The following is a 16242-nucleotide window of genomic DNA, read 5'->3' on the forward strand; positions in this document are numbered from 1 at the left end:
AGTAATCTAACTTGAACGCCGGCTGTTCATTAAAAGATCAACCGCATTTGCAAAGGAACCTGCGGTTAGCACTTCTCCGTCGTTAACAAAAAAGATCGAATCGGCATTCTCGATGGTCTTGAGGCGATGGGCAATAATTACCAATGTGGTAGATGATGGCAAGCGTAATAAGATCTTCTCTAACAATTGTTCGGTTACCGTATCGATATTAGCGGTGGCTTCGTCTAAGATCAGTAAGGCAGGCTTGCGCAAAAAAGCACGCATAAAGGCAATCAACTGTTTTTGGCCCAGGCTTAATCCTCCTCCAGAAGTGTTTACTTCGGTTGCCAATCCCTGGTCAAAAACCGAAAGCAAGTCTTCTAGCCCCGCATCTCCTATTAGTTTTAACAGTTCTTCGTTGCCGAGCTTACTATACGCCTCATGTCCATACACAATATTTTCGCCCACGGTGCCCGAAAACAACAAGGGTTCCTGCAAAATAAAACCGATCTGTGCGGCTCTTTCGGCTGATGGATAGGTTCTAATATCTTTGCCCTTAAAAAATACGGTTCCGGCTGATGGATCGTATAATCTTGCCATCAATGAGGCGGTTGTTGTTTTTCCTCCACCAGTTGGCCCTACAAAAGCGTAGCGTTTACCCTTTTCCAATGTAAAAGAGATGCGGTGCAAAACTTCCTTCCCATTAGGGTAATTGAAATTTACTTCACGAAACTCCAACAATGCTGATGAAGCTTCTTCGGTAGGGGAATCAGAAACTTCTACCAAATTATTCTCTAGTCCTAATAAATTCGAAATCCTGTCCCAAGCCGCTAAGGCTGTTTGGAAACTGGTCCATAAAGTGGCCAATTGTCTAATCGGATTATAAAAGTTAGTGGCATAGGCAATATAACTGATCAGCAGCCCAACAGTTAAGCTATTTTGTCTTATCAGATATACCCCATAGATCAATACTAATAGTTGGGCAATGTTGGCAAAGAAGCTAAACACGGGCATAAATACAGAATTGGCTACCCCTGCACCAATAGCCGTACTATAATTGTTGAGGTTGGCCAAACTGAACCGCTGCCTAAAATAATCCCTACGGTTAAAGGCAACAACTACCTTAAAATTTTCAAGGCTTTCCTGTATTTCGCCGCTCAGCGCTCCGGTACTCTTCAGGTTTGCTGCATTCTTTTTTCTTACCCAGGGTGAAAGTCTGTTTACGAACAGCCAGATCAGCAGTGCTGGAAGAATGGTTACCACGCCCAATCTAAAATTGATGGCCAACATAAAAGTTCCCGCAGCGAGCAGCATGAATAAGCTGTTTACAAATTGTAGCAATGCCTGCGAAAAGAATTGGTTCAGTCGTTCGGTATCGCTATTAACTCTTGAGATCAGATCGCCGGCCTTATTCTGGTTAAAAAAGGCAACGGGTAAGGATTGTATTTTTTGGAATACGGCATTTTTCATCCCAAAAACGATCCGTTGTGCAGCACCGCCCATTAAGGTGGTCTGTAGATAGCTTCCTCCAAAAACGATGGCATATAGGATCAGTAACAGACCTGCAATTAGCAATACACCATCAAATTGTTTCGTAGCTATATAATGATCTATGGTATATCCCATGATCAGTGGGCCCATTAGATTGATAAACGTGTTAAGCAACATGAGCAAAAGCGCAATGATCAGGTTCTTTCTTTCGCGTCCGGCTACTTTGGTTAGTTCCTTCAGCTCTGCGAAAATAGATCTGTTGATGGCTTCGGCCTTATCATCAAGGTTATAGTTCATCACTGTTGGTGCTACGTTGCGAATTAAACAATTGTATATATTCAGGACTCCGATCCATCAGCTCTGCATGTGAGCCCTTATCCAATAATTCACCCTCCATCATCAGGATAATCTGATCATAATCGGCTACTGCCGCAATTTTTTGGGTAACCGAGATCAGGGTAATGTTGGGATAATTTACGCTTATATTTTCTAGGATCCGTTTTTCTGTCTGCTGGTCAACACGGGCGGTAAAATCATCCAATAACAAAATCTTTGGATCGATGGCCAAAGCCCTGGCCAACATGATCCGTTGTTTCTGCCCTCCAGATAAGTTAAGTCCACGTTCAGACACATTGGTTTCCAATCCGCTGGGAAGTGAAGCCACAAATCCCGAAAGTTCGCTGCTCTCTATAGCTTTTGCAAGGTCAGCATCTGTTACTTCTTTAGAAAAAGCGATGTTTTCCCTTAAGCTCATATTAAACAGTACACTATCTTGAAACACAAAGGCCACCTGCCTATAGAACGAATCCTGATCTAGTTCGGAGAGCAGTTGTCCATCATATCTAATCTCTCCGCTATTAGCTTTTGCCATGCCCGCCAACAAAGTTAACAAGCTTGTTTTACCGGCTACTGTTGGCCCAACGATGGCTACTTTAGAACCTGGCGCAACATCGAAGCTAACATCTTTAAGCACTTTCTTTTCGCCATAGCTCATCTCAATGTGATCAATGCTCAGTTTACCGCTCAAGTTAATATCAATAGTTCCTAAATGCAGATCATCAGGCGCATCCAATACCTTTCTTACCCTGTCATAAGAAACCGTGGCTTGTACAATCACATTGCTCATGAAACCAATCACCAGAATAGGAAAAATCAGCATAGCCAGGTAGCTATTAAATGCAGCCAGTTCTCCGAGGCTCATTCTGCTAATAATTACGAGGTGCCCGCCATACACCAAAATAACAAGGGCAGCCATACTTGCGGTAAAGGTGATTATGGGAATAAGCCAGGCAAAAAGCCGAAGGATTGATAATCCTAGATCCTTTCCCTTTACACTTGCCACCAAAAATTTATCATATTCTAGGTTTTGCGCATTCACTACACGTACCAAAAATGCTCCCAAAATACTTTCTGAAATAATCTTGTTTAAGCGATCTATCACTTCCCTGCTCAGTTTATAACGGGCTTTTACCTTGCCCAAAACCACATAAAAAGTAATACCAATAGTAGAGGTGATAGAGATTACGAGCAGTCCGAGTTGCCAGTCGATGCTAAATAACAGTATTGCAGCTCCAAAAATAATTACTACTGAAGAAATGATCGAAACAATAGCTTGGGAAACAAAGGCCTTGATCGATTCTATGTCTGAAGTGAGATTGGTTAACAGTTTGGCTGCCGTATGTTCTGCAATAAAACCAGTTCCTTGGTTCGAGATCTTGAGTGCAAGCCTTGTCCTAAGGTCGAGTGCCACCTTTTCTGAGCTATAGATCTGTAGGAGGGCCTGTACGTAGCCCAGCATAAAAACAATAAAGGTAATGCCCGCGAACTCCCACATTGAAGATGAAAGATCAAAGGCCGGATTGTGAAGGCCGTCTATTACCTTCCCGATCAGCTTAGGAAGCAAGAGCCCCATCCCGCTTGAGAGCAACGCAAACAGCAAAAGCAGTGCGATCCGTCCACGGTAGGGCCGTAGTAGGCCCAACATGCCAGGACTGGCAAATGGCGCAGCTTTATCTTTCATGTAAATTTAAAGGCAAAGGTAAGACTACCTATAAAAGGATTTAATGGCATGGGGGTAAAGTTAAGGATTATCGGATTGTAAATGTGGCTAATTCTATCTCCAAATGAAAGGTTTAAAAGAAGGGTTGTCGGAACTAGGAGAATAACAGTTAGAACCACTTCCTTTTCATCATCCCTTTAAGCAGCTCTCCCGTTTTCCAATCTCTAGCTATAACTTGATGATTCTTCATTAACACTGCTTCGATAGGTTGTTTACTCGTTTTACAGGTATATTTTATCTTAAAATCTTTATTTAACCCTATCACATCTCCACTAAAAGGACGGGCTAAGATGCATAAACCACTTTCTGAATTAAAGCTGAAGTCTCCGATAAATTGTCCTGTTCCCTGTTCGGCCTCTTGGAGTTTTCTTTGTTCTTTAATTTTCCAATTTTCTAATCTAATGAGCGTGTGGTAATCTGAAACCCAAATTTCATCATTTATTATAGTAGGCATTGGGTTACCCGAGTTACCTGCCAGCTTAACCCTATCTGTTATTTTATCCAACTCTAAGCTATACCTGTACAGAGACCCATCCCGTTGAACGGTGAATATTAATTCGTTATTAACTTCTGTAACACCAGTTAAACCTTGGTACATAAAATCAAAATCACCTTTGGTATACCATTCAATTTTATTATCCTCTAGAACAATCACGCCATCTCTAACGGATAAAAGATGAAAATCAAAATCGTTATTTAGTTCTAATCCAACCACATAATAGTTAGGCACAAATTGCCAATAAGAAACATCCCCGGAAAATGAGGTCTTGAAATTATCGAAGCGAGCAGTGCAGTACGTATGTTCTGGTTCTTTGCAATGATGTATAGATATTTCTAATTTGTCAGTATCATCGTGGTGTACTACAGAAAAGTATCCATCCTTGCCTGCGCGCAGAGAAAGATACTTGCTATCAGATAATTTTACACTATAGTTTTTTTGACTAACCCCATCATATTCCCATAAACAACCTTTATCAACCCATCCTAAATTTGAGATTACCTTTTGAAGAGGTTCATTAAATACCATCATGTAATAAAGCTACAAAAATCAAAAAGAAGCACCTATCGACATTCCATCTTCCCTGCCGATCGGCAGGCAGGCATTTTACGTTCTCACTACCCCGAATGATCATGCAAGATCTTCCACTCATTTTTTTCCTTTGCAAAAACCAATGTAAAGGTCCCCTTGCGTTCTTTGATTTTATCTGTTGCTTTTAAAATGAATATGCCGGTTAAAAAGGCGTAGTTTTTGCCGAGCATAGTTACTTCATAGTTGGCATAATTAAGTGGCTGTTTGGCCTTATCCCCTTCAAAGTAATACTTCTCGTACATTTCTCGGATACTTTTTATTCCCTCTCTTCCAGTAGGCAACATCATGGTGGCTTTGGGCGAATACAGGGACATATAGCTATTTAGATCGCCTTTGTTCCAGGCTACTGTTGCCTCATCCATTAGTTTTATAAGTTGCGCACTTGCATCCTGTGCTTTCAGTTGTGAGCTTGATATTAGGATAAAGCCTACTACCAAAAATTTAATCGTTTTCATACTTGATTTGGATTTAAATAAAGTAACAGAAAAATAAAGAAAGGTGGCTATATCTTTCAATAATTTTACGAGGGAGATTGGGCGAAGAGAAGGAAAGAATAACCGCTCCAAGGGAGTTCCTTTGGGACAAAGAGAAAAATAGCGTAAGAAAAAAATAACCTTTTTTAACCACATAGGAACATAGGGCACATAGCTATGTGGTTTATGTTTCTATGTGGTTCGATTTTCGGCTTCTCCTGCCTCACCATGTACGCAAGTCAATAAAATTGAGAGTAGAAGAATAACATGGCTCTTGTTGTCAATAAAATCTATTGCGACAAATTGACCTCTAGTTAATTCTCTTGAGAGACAGGGACATTAATCTTCCCACTTACACAATGTTTTGCCTTTCTTTTTTGCGTCTTCTAAGGTAGTTTTAATAATTTTATGTTGACAATTGCTTAGCCCGCGGCAGGATGATTTGTAATGATATCTTATCGCACCGTCGCTGTCGCAGAGATAGACTGAGGTTGAACTTATGCAAGTTACATGAGAGAAAAAAATTAGCATTAATAAAAGAGATTTCATGATGTTATATATATTTAATTAATGATAAAAAGGAATGTCTACATTAGGAATAACTGATCTAAGGATTACTATTAGCACAGAAGAGAGGCTGAAAGTTATACCAATTAATACGGCGCCTTTTACAAGAAAATAGCTGAAATTATCATCTTCCATTTCTTCAGCTTCATTGACTTTTAAGGGTATTAAACTTGTTAAAAATTTAACTACAATAAACCATAAGAAGAACCAAACAAATCCAACTCCAATAACCATTGTGATAGCTTTAATTAATTCTAGATAAATTTTTGCAGGTCGGATTTTAATCAGATTGTCTGTTATCTCAAATACTACATTCGTCGTACTAGAAATTATATTAGCTCCGGATAAAAAGAGAGTCGCAAACCATATTCCAAAAGATACTTTTAGTTTACCTTCATTATTAATTTTAGATCTAAACTTCTTAAGTAATAAGTAAATTATAAGAAGTAAGAGTGCAAATGACAGGATAATAAAACAAGAAATTGTAATTGATTTTAATGAGTTCATATTAGTTTGATTTTAAGGATATGCGCCAATAGTTGGTGTCTGAAATTTCATTAGATAGCAACCCTGGTTTGGCATTTGGAATTGTGGTTTCCCAAAAAACATAGCGTTGATTGTTGTACTCAAATGCCTGCCCTTCATATGGTAAATTTATACCGAGAATTGAATGACTATAGTGCGCGCTACTTAGTAGGGCAACATCATAATCATAATGTGAAAGTATAGTGTAAAGCAATAGGGTTCTTGTATCACAATCTCCATTTAAATAAGCCATAAATTCTACTGGTGTATTGATGCCAAATCTTTCAAATCCATCACATCTAGCGCCGGGAGATGCTAAATATTTTGTTGTAAATTCATCATTATAAAATCGGGCGTCGCAAGATTTAGGGAGTATTATGGTATAGGGGATAGCTTGTACGAAAGAGACTATTATTTCAGCAAATTTTATAGAATTAGGTCTATTACTCAATCGCACAGAGTCGAACATCGTATATAATCCTTCAAGATTATTTTTATCGTTTTCTTTTAACGAGAAAATAACCTTGTCATAATTGTGTTCATTATCAGTAGAAATATTAAGATTTTCCTTATATAAATGGGCCTGATCTACTGTGCTTTTTCTTAATGAAAAATCACCTTCATAAGTTTTTCCGTTGTAATCATCCCATACCATGTTGTGGGATATTAAGGTGTCAAAAGTTAGTTTATCAAAAGATGTATCTACGATTGGCGTAATCCTAGGCTTAACTATAGTTGGTCTTGGCCTAATTACAGTTTGTTCATTTCTTTTATGTTTATTGGAAAGTATCGAAGAAATAATAGCAAATAAAAATAGGAGTCCAAACAAAAGTCCAACAAACCTGGCAAGCCAATTACCAAATCTAACGGGCAATAAGTTTAATAAAAAGGGGATTAGAACAAATGGAAGCAAAAATGTCAAGTGTGGTAATAGAAACAGGAAGAATAAACAGCTTATTGCAATGCTGAGAATGCTTCCAAAAGAACCAAAGCAACCAGAATTAGCTGTGGCATAAGGGCTATTTTCTGGATAATAAGTTTGGGTTGGTTGTTGAGCGGTTGATCTAACGAATTCTACTGTCCAACTGCCCCAATATTTAGTACAATCGGCGTTATAATATTCTTTTTTAGTATGCTTTCTGCCATTCTCATGTTTTTCTTCTGTATGGCCCGTTGCTCCAAAGCACTCTTCAACAATTATTGTATCTTCATGGCTTTTTATTTCTTTTACGTATCCATAAAAAATACCGGTGATGGTACCAAAACTTTCTCCTTCATGCTTAGTTACATTTATAATTTCTGGATTTGGAATGGTTAGATCAGCAATTTCCAGCTTATAGTCTACAAGATTATTTTGTTCATCTAATATCTGACAGCTAATGGGCTGCTTAACATTTATTTTTATTGGTTTGTACGAGTCAAAAATAGCTTTGAATTCTTTTGTTAAGTTATTTTTATAAATACGTTCAATTATCGCAACAGTTTCTGTAACCTTAATTTTATAGTCAGTCTCTCTTAAAATATTTTCGGCTTCTTTTTCAAGGTGTTTCCCAAAGTACTTGATAAAGATTTTTCCTTTAATGTAGGTGCGTTCTTCAGTATATACAGTTTGTGTTTTGGTATAGGTTCTTTTATTTTTGTTTTTTGGCTCTTTCGCTTGTTGTTGGTTTTTGTAGGAGTGGTATTGATCATAAGCAAACCTTTCTTCTTTATTGCCTAAAACTTCATAAGCTTCATTAATCTCTTTTATAAGGTCGGCATATTCGGGATGGTCTGGATGTAAATCAGGATGATATCTCTTTGCTTGTTTTCTATAGGCGAGCTTAATTTCATCTGGTGTAGCAGACGCATTTAACTCTAAAACTTTATAATAATCCTTTTTAAAGTCGTTCATTACTAAATCAGGTTATTAAAGAAATCTTCTTGTGACAGATAATTTGGCAAAGGTTTTCGCTTAGTATTGAAGGGAGGATCAATAAAGGGCTCGTGAAACTCTACATTCATTAAACCATAATTTCTTTCAAAGAATAGTCGGTATCTGCTTTTAAAATCTATATAATTATTGATCACTAATTCCTTGTCATTCTTCTTTTTCAGATCGTAATATCTACTTTTTCCAGAAATAGAATAGATTAATGCTACAGGAGTAAAGAACACTCCCAATACCAGGATTACGATAACTGAAGAACCAGAATATTTGCTTGCAAGCTCTATCCTCTTAATAAAAAAATTAGAGTTTAAAATACCCCCATTTGCCTTTAAATTGGCAAAAATAATCTGGTTATTTATTTTAGAAATAGCCGTATCGATTTTATGAATTTCTTCATTTAATGTCGCCGATTTAGGCATTGATTTAAATTGAGCCTTATTGTAATTAAGCTTTTTAAGATCGGAAGCATAAAATTGGGCATTAACATTTGAAAATTTCTCATAGAGCTTGCTCTGATAGTTAACTATATCATGATCCAATTGATGCCTAAAAAAAAATATTTTAATGGGCTGTGCGATTAAAAACCCAATCATTAGTACAAATCCCAATCGCGATAAGTTAGATAGATTCAAAAATTTAAGCTTATATCGTGTCGGAAAAACTTCTTTCGAGAAGGTTTGGATTAAGAATATGTAAATGGTAAAAAACATGAGGGAAAAGAAAGAGGAAAGCAGAATTTCTGCATGCCACATATCAAACATTAGATCAAAGGCATAAAAAACTGCACAAAAGCTTATCGCTAATATTACCAATACCAGGGCGCCAGCGATATAAAATTTACGTATATTATCATGCCCTGATTCTTCAAGTATTGGGTAATCAATACCAATCAAACTTACGATAGATCGCCTACTCCAAAACGTTGCATTCCTTTGCTTCGTCATTATTCTTCGCTTAAATAGGCATCTGGATTTTGGTTAATATCGTTTTGCTTTTTATTCTTCCAAGCACCAATTGCCTCATTGCTTAAGTCGCTTTGCGCTTCCAATAATTTAATTTTCTCCTTTAATACCTTAAGCACTTGATGATTGATGACCAGGTCTCTTTCGATTCCTTCTCCGTCAGGATAAAAATTATGCTTGATTTCAATCCCTTTATCGGCTTTTATTAATTCCTTGATATTTTCTTCCATGTAATCGTATGGGCTTTTGATGAGCATTAGTTTAAAAAATATTGGAGTAAGCTCAATTGTCATGAATAGAAGTGTTACAAATAGGGATATTACCCACCCAGCCTCTTCATGCGCGAGCTTGATTCTTTCGAGAAGACCGTCTAAACCCGCAGAAACTTTGTCAGCTTCCTCTAGCTTTTTAACTCTTTGTTTTTCCAAATCACTTAGCTCTTTTTGAACCTTAACATAATCGGGATCAGCTTTCAAAGTCTTAATATCATCAATATTTTGAGCGAGCTGGACTTGAAACGCGGCAAACCTTGGGCCCGGTTTTGTTCTAGTTTGAATAGCTATATCATTTTTTAATCCATTCCCAATGGAATCCAACTGAGCAATTCTCTTTAGTGTTCTTGTTATGGTTAATTCTTTCTTTTTTATCTCACTTCCAAAAACTAAATCGATGTTAGCTTTATATTCTTGTTGTTTTTCTATTTGCTTTTTATGTAAGGCTACATCAATTTCGGTTTTAAACATCCTGATCTCTACAGGTTTAGAAATAGTTAGCGCAATAATTGCCCCCATAATAATTCTGGGCAGGGCACCAACAAGTTCTTTTCTTGTTATAGCCTCAGTACCATCGCCCTTACCTGTTGAAGTAACGATGAACCTATCAATATTAAATATAATCGCCCCCCATATTAAACCGAAAACCACGGAAATCATGGCTGTTGGGATATGGGTTGGATCATAATTACTTTGAATACCTTGTACAGCTTTGAAAGAATCTATTGCATTGCCCTTGGGCGCAAAAATAGTATAGAAAGCATAGCCCCCTGCTATGGCTGCCATTACACCAGTGGCGATAATTATTCCACCCAAACAAACATATTTGATCTGATCGCCATAAGTGCTTCTTTCTAAAATGTAACGATCAGCGCCTGCGGCCTTCCAAAAGAGGCGCATAAAACGGCTTGATTTTGGGGATTGGTAAAATTCACTATTCATGAGAGGTTAATTAGGATAGGTTATATTGATAATTTTTTTGATCTGCGGTCGTCCTACAATTTCCGCTTTAAATGAATGTATCTTAAGGTGTAAAATTTTAGGTTTGGGGATTGGAATGATAAGCTTTGGTTCGAGCCGATGTACCATTGCTGGGAAATCAATTGGATAATCCATTGCTAGCCTTTGCAGTTCTATAGAATACTTCTGCTTTCGCCATGAACCAGAAATAATAATTTCAAGCCGGTTAATGTGTTCTGGAAGATATATGTAGGCAGAACCCGAAGTAAAAGTAGATTGATATCTTATTGATTTGATCTTTAGCCTATGAGCATTTCTCATCTCCCAGCTGAAAATAAAATAGCCTTTATCTTCAATCACATAACTGGCGTAGGCTAGGCGAGATAACGCTGGGATATTTGTAGTGAAAGAATTTCTTATCCAAAGCCATATAAATCGAAGATAATTCATTTAATCTTTTGTTTAAGTTAAGGTCCATTAGTTGCTTATAAATCTTTCTGAAATTTCTTCTTCACCCACCATTTGGCCGTTGGGCAATATCATTTTTAGGGAATGGTCAATTGCATTTTCAATTATGATAAAACTACTCCTACAGTTATGATATCTATGGTTAAGAGCCACCAATCCTTTAAGAAAACCATATTTTTTAGTGTGATTATATACATATCGGGAACAACTTATTTTGAATATGCATTTACGTCTTCTAGACATAGGGATAGCCCAATAAAGCTTAATAAAAAGGATGAGAAACATCTTCATATTATTCTTTGCTAAAAACCACCATTTGATAAGAAGCAATATATCCTGGTTTGGCTCCTAACCCAAAACATCCAGTATCAGGTTGGACATAAGTTGACACACTTTCGAGTCGCAAGTATTGCCAACCTTCATTCATGTAGTGTGTAATTAGGGTCTCCAATTGGTTTGCAATAACACTGGTTGTCTGCTTTTTTTGATCGAGCGTTGCTACGAACGGTACTACTTTATATTCCATAACTTAAGTTTTAACCGTGATTACATTCTTGTGAACAATAATAACAACCATCAATATTTGCTTTAGGATACCTACTTTTTGCTTCCGCTACTGCTCCATGACATGAGTTAAAAGACCCTAAAGGGATCCTATTTTCTGGTAGTGGTAAATGAGTACATTTTGCAACATTGTGAACTTCGTGCTGACCATTCGGCTGAGCATTTTTATTAATACAATAATTCATAGTTAATTTTTTTAATGGATGGTTGATCAAATTTAGCCTGACGAAAAAAGTTTTCCTTACGGAAAACCGTAAAACGATTTTTTTTCCGATAAGTTAGATAGTTGTTTTATAGAGATTTAAGGCTTCAACCATTTTATAACATGGATTACTGTACCATCCGCTTTACAAATCGCCGGTAAGGCATGCCCTCTACCAATGTGGTATCTTGAACATAGATGTTGGTAGAATTAACCCGAATCCAATGTAACCTAAACGGGCCAATCTTTTGTTTCCATATACTGTCTATCACTCCACTTATATGGTGCCGTGTAGGTGTACGAGACTCTTGAAATCGGTTAATCCCGCATGAAGATGTGGCGAATAATAGAACTGCCACAAGTAATAATTTGATGGTTTTGTGATAGCTAATTTTTAATCGCTGTACTGATCGTGGATTACATGTATTATTGGTGAGAGGGCCAAGGCCTGTTGGGGAGAGTGATTGAAGGTTGTCAAGGTTGGGATTAGCGATCATCTATATGACCCAACAATCCTATATGATCTGGGCGAGGCCAAATGTATATGGAACCAAATCGGTTCCTTTATGGAAAACCGTAGGTGAAAGCACAACTCAGTATTTTATTTTATTAGGCCTAGGCAATCAAAGCCCGTGGTGGATACAAATCAGGATGAATAATTACTCAGATAATGTCATTATCCTTACAATAAGCAATTAATTGCCCTGTATTTGAAATGTTAAGCACGGTTTTAAGATGGCTTATGCACTTTTCTATACTGCTTAAGCTAGAGGGTTTGATTCGATTTTGCTCTAAATAGTTCGAAATCTGTTTTTGGGACTTGCCTTGAGAAATTAAAGAGACGATAGTTTTTTCTAATGCAGTAAACACATGGGTATTTTCTGTTCTAAAGGCTTTTTTGAGATTTGGGGAAAGGTATTTTTTATCTTTATAAATGGTTTCAATCGCTAAATTAAGATCTTTAGCATCATTTCTACCTTTGGGCACATAGGCATCAATATCCAATTCGACCACTAGCGATTCGGCGACGAATTCTCGGTTCTCAATTGAGAATACCAAAACTTTAATTTCGGGCTGGAGCTGTTTAACCGCCTTAATCAAATCTACACCAGTGGTGATTTTTTGACCCGAAGTATCATCATCGAAGGAAAGATCGGTGATGAGCAGCTCATACGGTTTATTTTCGCTAAGCGCTTTTTTAATTCTCATTAAGGCATGATCGCAATAAAATACATAATTACGTGTATCGTGTACTATTCCAAGATCCGCTAATGTTTTCTGGACTGAATAATTCGCCAGTTCATGATCCTCTGCTATTAAAACTCTTTTAAACATCTCTTTTGATTTTAAGAAATAGGAAAAGAAACATAAATGCCTAATCCTTTTTCAACTTTGATATCAAAAGTAAATTTGCCGTTAATATTATTTATACGGTTTTCCGTATTTGTTAATCCATTTTTAAATTGAATATCATCTGGAACTCCTATACCATCATCTTTATAACTAATATTGATCTGGTCTTCTAACCGTTCAAACACTATAGAAACCAGAGTAGCATTACTATGCTTGTCCATGTTAATCATAAGTTCTTGAAGGATATGTTCAATTTCGTATTTTATTTCAGAACTCACATTTGCCCATAATCCAGCGTTGTTCCCCACAACCTTAACTTTTAAACCAATGGTTTCGAAAGAAGATAAAAGATCAGCTATAGTTTGGTTAAAGGGATGGTCTGCTATGATGGTATCTTCATAAGAGATATCGCGTGATTTGTTGTAAAGCCGGTCTATCTTATCGAGAATACGCTCCTTATCAAAATCTGCTTTGTTTTCCATTTCCGTAATCACTCGGTAAAGTCCATTGGCTACTACATCATGTACCTTCTTTGAGGTTTTTAATTGGCTTTCTCTAATATCTTTCTCCGCTTTCGCTTCTATTTTTTGCTTTCTTTTTTTATACCAAAGTGCAGAAACAATAATTGCACAAGTAAATAAAAGGAAAGCTCCTCCCAGAAACAATTCTCTTAAAGCGATTTGATATTGTTTTTTAGAATTGTCTTTTTCCAGCCTCAGGATATCAGACTTACTTTGTTCTGCTTCATACCGTATAAGAGCAAACTGGTTTTTTGCTAAATTGCGAGCAGTTTCAACACTATCTGAAAGGCTCTGATATATTTCAAAATATCGTTTAGTGTCTCTTAAAGGACTTAAATTAATAAGTCTTTGAAGTGCCACAAGTTTGTCATCAGGACTATTTATTTTCTTTGTGATGCCATACATTTTCTTAGCATAGCTCAGTGCCAAATCATGGTTAACACCTGTATAATAATCAGAAAGGTGAAAATAACTTGAATTTAATCCTGATAGGTCATTTTCTACCGTACGAATTCTCAATGCTCTTAAATAGGATGGAACTGGATTATAGGATCGGTTCTGAAGCCATTTTGTGTTTGAAATATTGGTCAAGGTTCTTGAATATTCAATTTGGCTAATGTTAGGTTGACCTAAAATCCGGCTGTATATTTTTAAGGCGGCGTTGTAGTTTTTTAGTTCTTGATATGTTTTTGCTTTGTTATTTAAACTTATAAGGATATTGGCAGGATCATTTGTATAATTCAAAGCCGAATTGTAAAATCTTAATGCATTATTATAATCTTTTAGTTTATAACAAGCAATTCCAAGATTATTATAATTTGAATTAAGATAAACTTGATGGTGAATATTATTAAAATCGAAATAAGGCAGCGCCATAATTGAAATTTCTTGCCCACCATAATAATCTCCCTTATTTGTTGAAATGATCGCCATATTTACCAAACACTTTCCTACCCCCAAACTATCATTTTGTTGTAGAAAAAACTCTTTTGCTTTAGTAAAATATAGGAAAGCACTATCTGCTTTTTGAAGTTCTCTATATTCAAATGCCTTGTTGTATAATAAATTTTTTTTAATCTCTACGCCCTTTTTTCTTAGCTCACTTTCAGTGCAAGATAATAATGAACAGATGATAAGTAATATTAGATAGAAGCGTATCAATGAAATTAGTTTTCTTCTAAGTTAAAAAACTAAACGCTGATTTAATGAATTGACTAGGAATTAAAAAGCGAGGTGATAAAAATCAGCCTCGCTTTTTAAATTATGGTTTTGGAGGAGGAATCTGTCCAGTGTCACCACCGGTTCCAGTACCACCGGTTCCACCGCCACCCGTACCACCACCTGTTCCACCGCCAGGTCCGCCTTCGCCTGGATCTCCAGGATCACCCGGCTCTCCTGGGTCGCCTGGGTCGCCAGGTTCTCCTTCGGTTGCATTAACGTGAACGGTAGTATGACAGTTAGTATAGGTGCCTCTATTTGGGCTTGCCAATCCTAATAAGATGGCAATAAATAATGGTAAAAACATTGTTCAAAAATTTAGAAATGAATTACTGTGTAGGCTCCCACGACCCATGCGCGGGAGTTGCTACGTTTGTAAATCAGAAGGCCTTCTGAAATTTTTGGGAAGTGTTTTTTGAATTGATCGCGGGAGTTAATAACTGCTTCCCGTTCGGCTACCAACTACCGCGATCTTTTCGGATTAGAAATCTGTTTCGTACATTAGCTGTGATAGCTAGTCAAAGCTTTAACAGATTGCTGGGACAAATATGAGGTGCTTAATTATCTTGTTATCAAACAGTTCCGATAATTCCTATCATTCCGATAGAATTCCGGAAAACCGTAGTAATTCCGATAATTCCGCTCTATCTTTACTTAAACTTTTAAGAAAATGCTCGCAGCGTATAAAAAAAATGTAATTCTAGCCTATCATAAAAAGAAAGATATAGGGAAGCTTTCTCCTAATTTGATATCCCCAAGTCCTGGACAGTTGAGGGATGAATGTCTAATTGTTTATCACGAGAGATATGACCCAAAAGATGATGAAATCTTAAGGTTGTTCTTTAGTTCAAAAAACAATGACAGTGTATATAGTAAAAGCATCGAAAATTTTAATATAAACGAACTGAGACCGCTCGTATATCTTTTAAAGGGGAAGGTCAAGGAACCTGGGGATAAAATCATCAGTTTACTTGCTTGGTTAATTGACTTCAAGCCAAGGCCATATACCTTTGGAGAAACTGGAGATGGCTGGGAGGACTCGAAAGATGAAACCGATAAAGGAGAGAAAGGAACTGGAACTGTAGTAATTGATAATCCTGAAGTGATTATCAACAAATCACCATGGAAAAAACTAACAGAATTTTTCTCACGACGTGTACCAAGAAGTGCCGCTCTTGCAACTATTTTAGTTTTGTTTACAAGTAGTGGAACATATTTCTGGTGGACCGCCAACAACCAACAATGCATGTATTGGTCTACTGATCATTACAAAGCAACTGCGTGCGATGACAAAGTAGATGCAATTGTTGTTGCATTAGATGCGGAAAAGGTGGAGAAACTGAAAAAAATAACCCAACAAGACACCATAACTTATGCTAGTATTGGCAAGGTTGGGTGGGCAAAAGTGAACGGGAGAGTAGAATTTTATACCTCGACCGGCGATCATCCAACAGAACCCAATAAACGATTGTTGCCGATTACCAAATATATGATCGATAAATATATTTTGCCTTTAAAGCAATAGGTTCAAGGATTTAGGTTCGTGCGATTCGCCTAATACTTAAAATAAGTGAAAAAGTCCCTAGACTCACGATAACTTTTGGAGAC

General features: G+C 36.9%; 15 protein-coding genes. 1 reads left to right on the forward strand and 14 read right to left on the reverse strand.

Going from position 1 to position 16242, the window contains the following annotated elements:
* Window positions 1–6: 6 nt before the first annotated feature.
* From AC6H0V_RS12170 to AC6H0V_RS12235, 14 genes are all read right to left on the reverse strand, one after another.
* Window positions 7–1767 (reverse strand): ABC transporter ATP-binding protein, encoded by a 1761-nt coding sequence (locus AC6H0V_RS12170; protein WP_497560457.1) that lies wholly within the window; start codon window positions 1765–1767, stop codon window positions 7–9.
* Window positions 1757–3490 (reverse strand): ABC transporter ATP-binding protein, encoded by a 1734-nt coding sequence (locus AC6H0V_RS12175; protein ID WP_497560458.1) that lies wholly within the window; start codon window positions 3488–3490, stop codon window positions 1757–1759. The genes AC6H0V_RS12170 and AC6H0V_RS12175 overlap by 11 nt, the downstream gene beginning before the upstream one ends.
* A 148-nt stretch (window positions 3491–3638) precedes the next feature.
* A complete protein-coding gene (locus AC6H0V_RS12180) occupies window positions 3639–4559 on the reverse strand; it encodes a hypothetical protein (RefSeq protein ID WP_497560459.1) in 921 nt (306 codons plus the stop codon).
* A gap of 86 nt (window positions 4560–4645) precedes the next feature.
* Complete coding sequence (locus tag AC6H0V_RS12185) at window positions 4646–5074, reverse strand: YybH family protein (RefSeq protein ID WP_497560460.1); 429 nt, start codon at window positions 5072–5074, stop codon at window positions 4646–4648.
* Window positions 5075–5659: 585 nt separating this feature from the next.
* Complete coding sequence (locus AC6H0V_RS12190; RefSeq protein ID WP_497560461.1) at window positions 5660–6166, reverse strand: hypothetical protein; 507 nt, start codon at window positions 6164–6166, stop codon at window positions 5660–5662.
* Window position 6167: 1 nt separating this feature from the next.
* Window positions 6168–8078 (reverse strand): J domain-containing protein, encoded by a 1911-nt coding sequence (locus AC6H0V_RS12195; RefSeq protein WP_497560462.1) that lies wholly within the window; start codon window positions 8076–8078, stop codon window positions 6168–6170.
* A gap of 2 nt (window positions 8079–8080) precedes the next feature.
* A complete protein-coding gene (locus AC6H0V_RS12200; RefSeq protein ID WP_497560463.1) occupies window positions 8081–9058 on the reverse strand; it encodes a DUF4407 domain-containing protein in 978 nt (325 codons plus the stop codon).
* Complete coding sequence (locus AC6H0V_RS12205; protein WP_497560464.1) at window positions 9058–10290, reverse strand: DUF4407 domain-containing protein; 1233 nt, start codon at window positions 10288–10290, stop codon at window positions 9058–9060. Before AC6H0V_RS12205 ends, AC6H0V_RS12200 begins: the two co-directional genes overlap by 1 nt.
* Before the next feature lie 6 nt (window positions 10291–10296).
* Complete coding sequence (locus AC6H0V_RS12210) at window positions 10297–10758, reverse strand: hypothetical protein (RefSeq protein WP_497560465.1); 462 nt, start codon at window positions 10756–10758, stop codon at window positions 10297–10299.
* A 27-nt stretch (window positions 10759–10785) separates the two neighbouring features.
* Complete coding sequence (gene yidD, locus AC6H0V_RS12215; protein WP_497560466.1) at window positions 10786–11067, reverse strand: membrane protein insertion efficiency factor YidD; 282 nt, start codon at window positions 11065–11067, stop codon at window positions 10786–10788.
* Window position 11068: 1 nt separating this feature from the next.
* Window positions 11069–11302, reverse strand: coding sequence for a hypothetical protein (locus tag AC6H0V_RS12220; RefSeq protein ID WP_497560467.1), 234 nt, complete (start codon window positions 11300–11302; stop codon window positions 11069–11071).
* A gap of 903 nt (window positions 11303–12205) precedes the next feature.
* Window positions 12206–12877 carry a response regulator transcription factor gene (locus AC6H0V_RS12225; protein WP_497560468.1) on the reverse strand — a complete coding sequence of 224 codons (672 nt, stop codon included), beginning with the start codon at window positions 12875–12877 and terminating at the stop codon, window positions 12206–12208.
* 11 nt (window positions 12878–12888) lie between these two features.
* Complete coding sequence (locus tag AC6H0V_RS12230) at window positions 12889–14577, reverse strand: tetratricopeptide repeat-containing sensor histidine kinase (RefSeq protein WP_497560469.1); 1689 nt, start codon at window positions 14575–14577, stop codon at window positions 12889–12891.
* A gap of 100 nt (window positions 14578–14677) precedes the next feature.
* A complete protein-coding gene (locus AC6H0V_RS12235) occupies window positions 14678–14941 on the reverse strand; it encodes a hypothetical protein (protein ID WP_497560470.1) in 264 nt (87 codons plus the stop codon).
* Between the two features lie 363 nt (window positions 14942–15304).
* Between AC6H0V_RS12235 and AC6H0V_RS12240 the strand changes: the two genes are divergently transcribed.
* Window positions 15305–16159 carry a hypothetical protein gene (locus tag AC6H0V_RS12240; RefSeq protein WP_497560471.1) on the forward strand — a complete coding sequence of 285 codons (855 nt, stop codon included), beginning with the start codon at window positions 15305–15307 and terminating at the stop codon, window positions 16157–16159.
* Window positions 16160–16242 lie beyond the last annotated feature (83 nt).

The organism is Pedobacter sp. NO84 (genome assembly GCF_059703915.1).

Excerpts from the sequence above, each read along its gene's own strand:
- AC6H0V_RS12170 (WP_497560457.1), bottom strand. The coding sequence starts at position 1,767 with ATGAACTATAACCTTGATGATAAGGCCGAAGCCATCAACAGATCTATT.
- AC6H0V_RS12175 (WP_497560458.1), bottom strand. The coding sequence starts at position 3,490 with ATGAAAGATAAAGCTGCGCCATTTGCCAGTCCTGGCATGTTGGGCCTA.
- AC6H0V_RS12180 (WP_497560459.1), bottom strand. The coding sequence starts at position 4,559 with ATGATGGTATTTAATGAACCTCTTCAAAAGGTAATCTCAAATTTAGGA.
- AC6H0V_RS12185 (WP_497560460.1), bottom strand. The coding sequence starts at position 5,074 with ATGAAAACGATTAAATTTTTGGTAGTAGGCTTTATCCTAATATCAAGC.
- AC6H0V_RS12190 (WP_497560461.1), bottom strand. The coding sequence starts at position 6,166 with ATGAACTCATTAAAATCAATTACAATTTCTTGTTTTATTATCCTGTCA.
- AC6H0V_RS12195 (WP_497560462.1), bottom strand. The coding sequence starts at position 8,078 with ATGAACGACTTTAAAAAGGATTATTATAAAGTTTTAGAGTTAAATGCG.
- AC6H0V_RS12200 (WP_497560463.1), bottom strand. The coding sequence starts at position 9,058 with ATGACGAAGCAAAGGAATGCAACGTTTTGGAGTAGGCGATCTATCGTA.
- AC6H0V_RS12205 (WP_497560464.1), bottom strand. The coding sequence starts at position 10,290 with ATGAATAGTGAATTTTACCAATCCCCAAAATCAAGCCGTTTTATGCGC.
- AC6H0V_RS12210 (WP_497560465.1), bottom strand. The coding sequence starts at position 10,758 with ATGAATTATCTTCGATTTATATGGCTTTGGATAAGAAATTCTTTCACT.
- yidD (WP_497560466.1), bottom strand. The coding sequence starts at position 11,067 with ATGAAGATGTTTCTCATCCTTTTTATTAAGCTTTATTGGGCTATCCCT.
- AC6H0V_RS12220 (WP_497560467.1), bottom strand. The coding sequence starts at position 11,302 with ATGGAATATAAAGTAGTACCGTTCGTAGCAACGCTCGATCAAAAAAAG.
- AC6H0V_RS12225 (WP_497560468.1), bottom strand. The coding sequence starts at position 12,877 with ATGTTTAAAAGAGTTTTAATAGCAGAGGATCATGAACTGGCGAATTAT.
- AC6H0V_RS12235 (WP_497560470.1), bottom strand. The coding sequence starts at position 14,941 with ATGTTTTTACCATTATTTATTGCCATCTTATTAGGATTGGCAAGCCCA.
- AC6H0V_RS12240 (WP_497560471.1), top strand. The coding sequence starts at position 15,305 with ATGCTCGCAGCGTATAAAAAAAATGTAATTCTAGCCTATCATAAAAAG.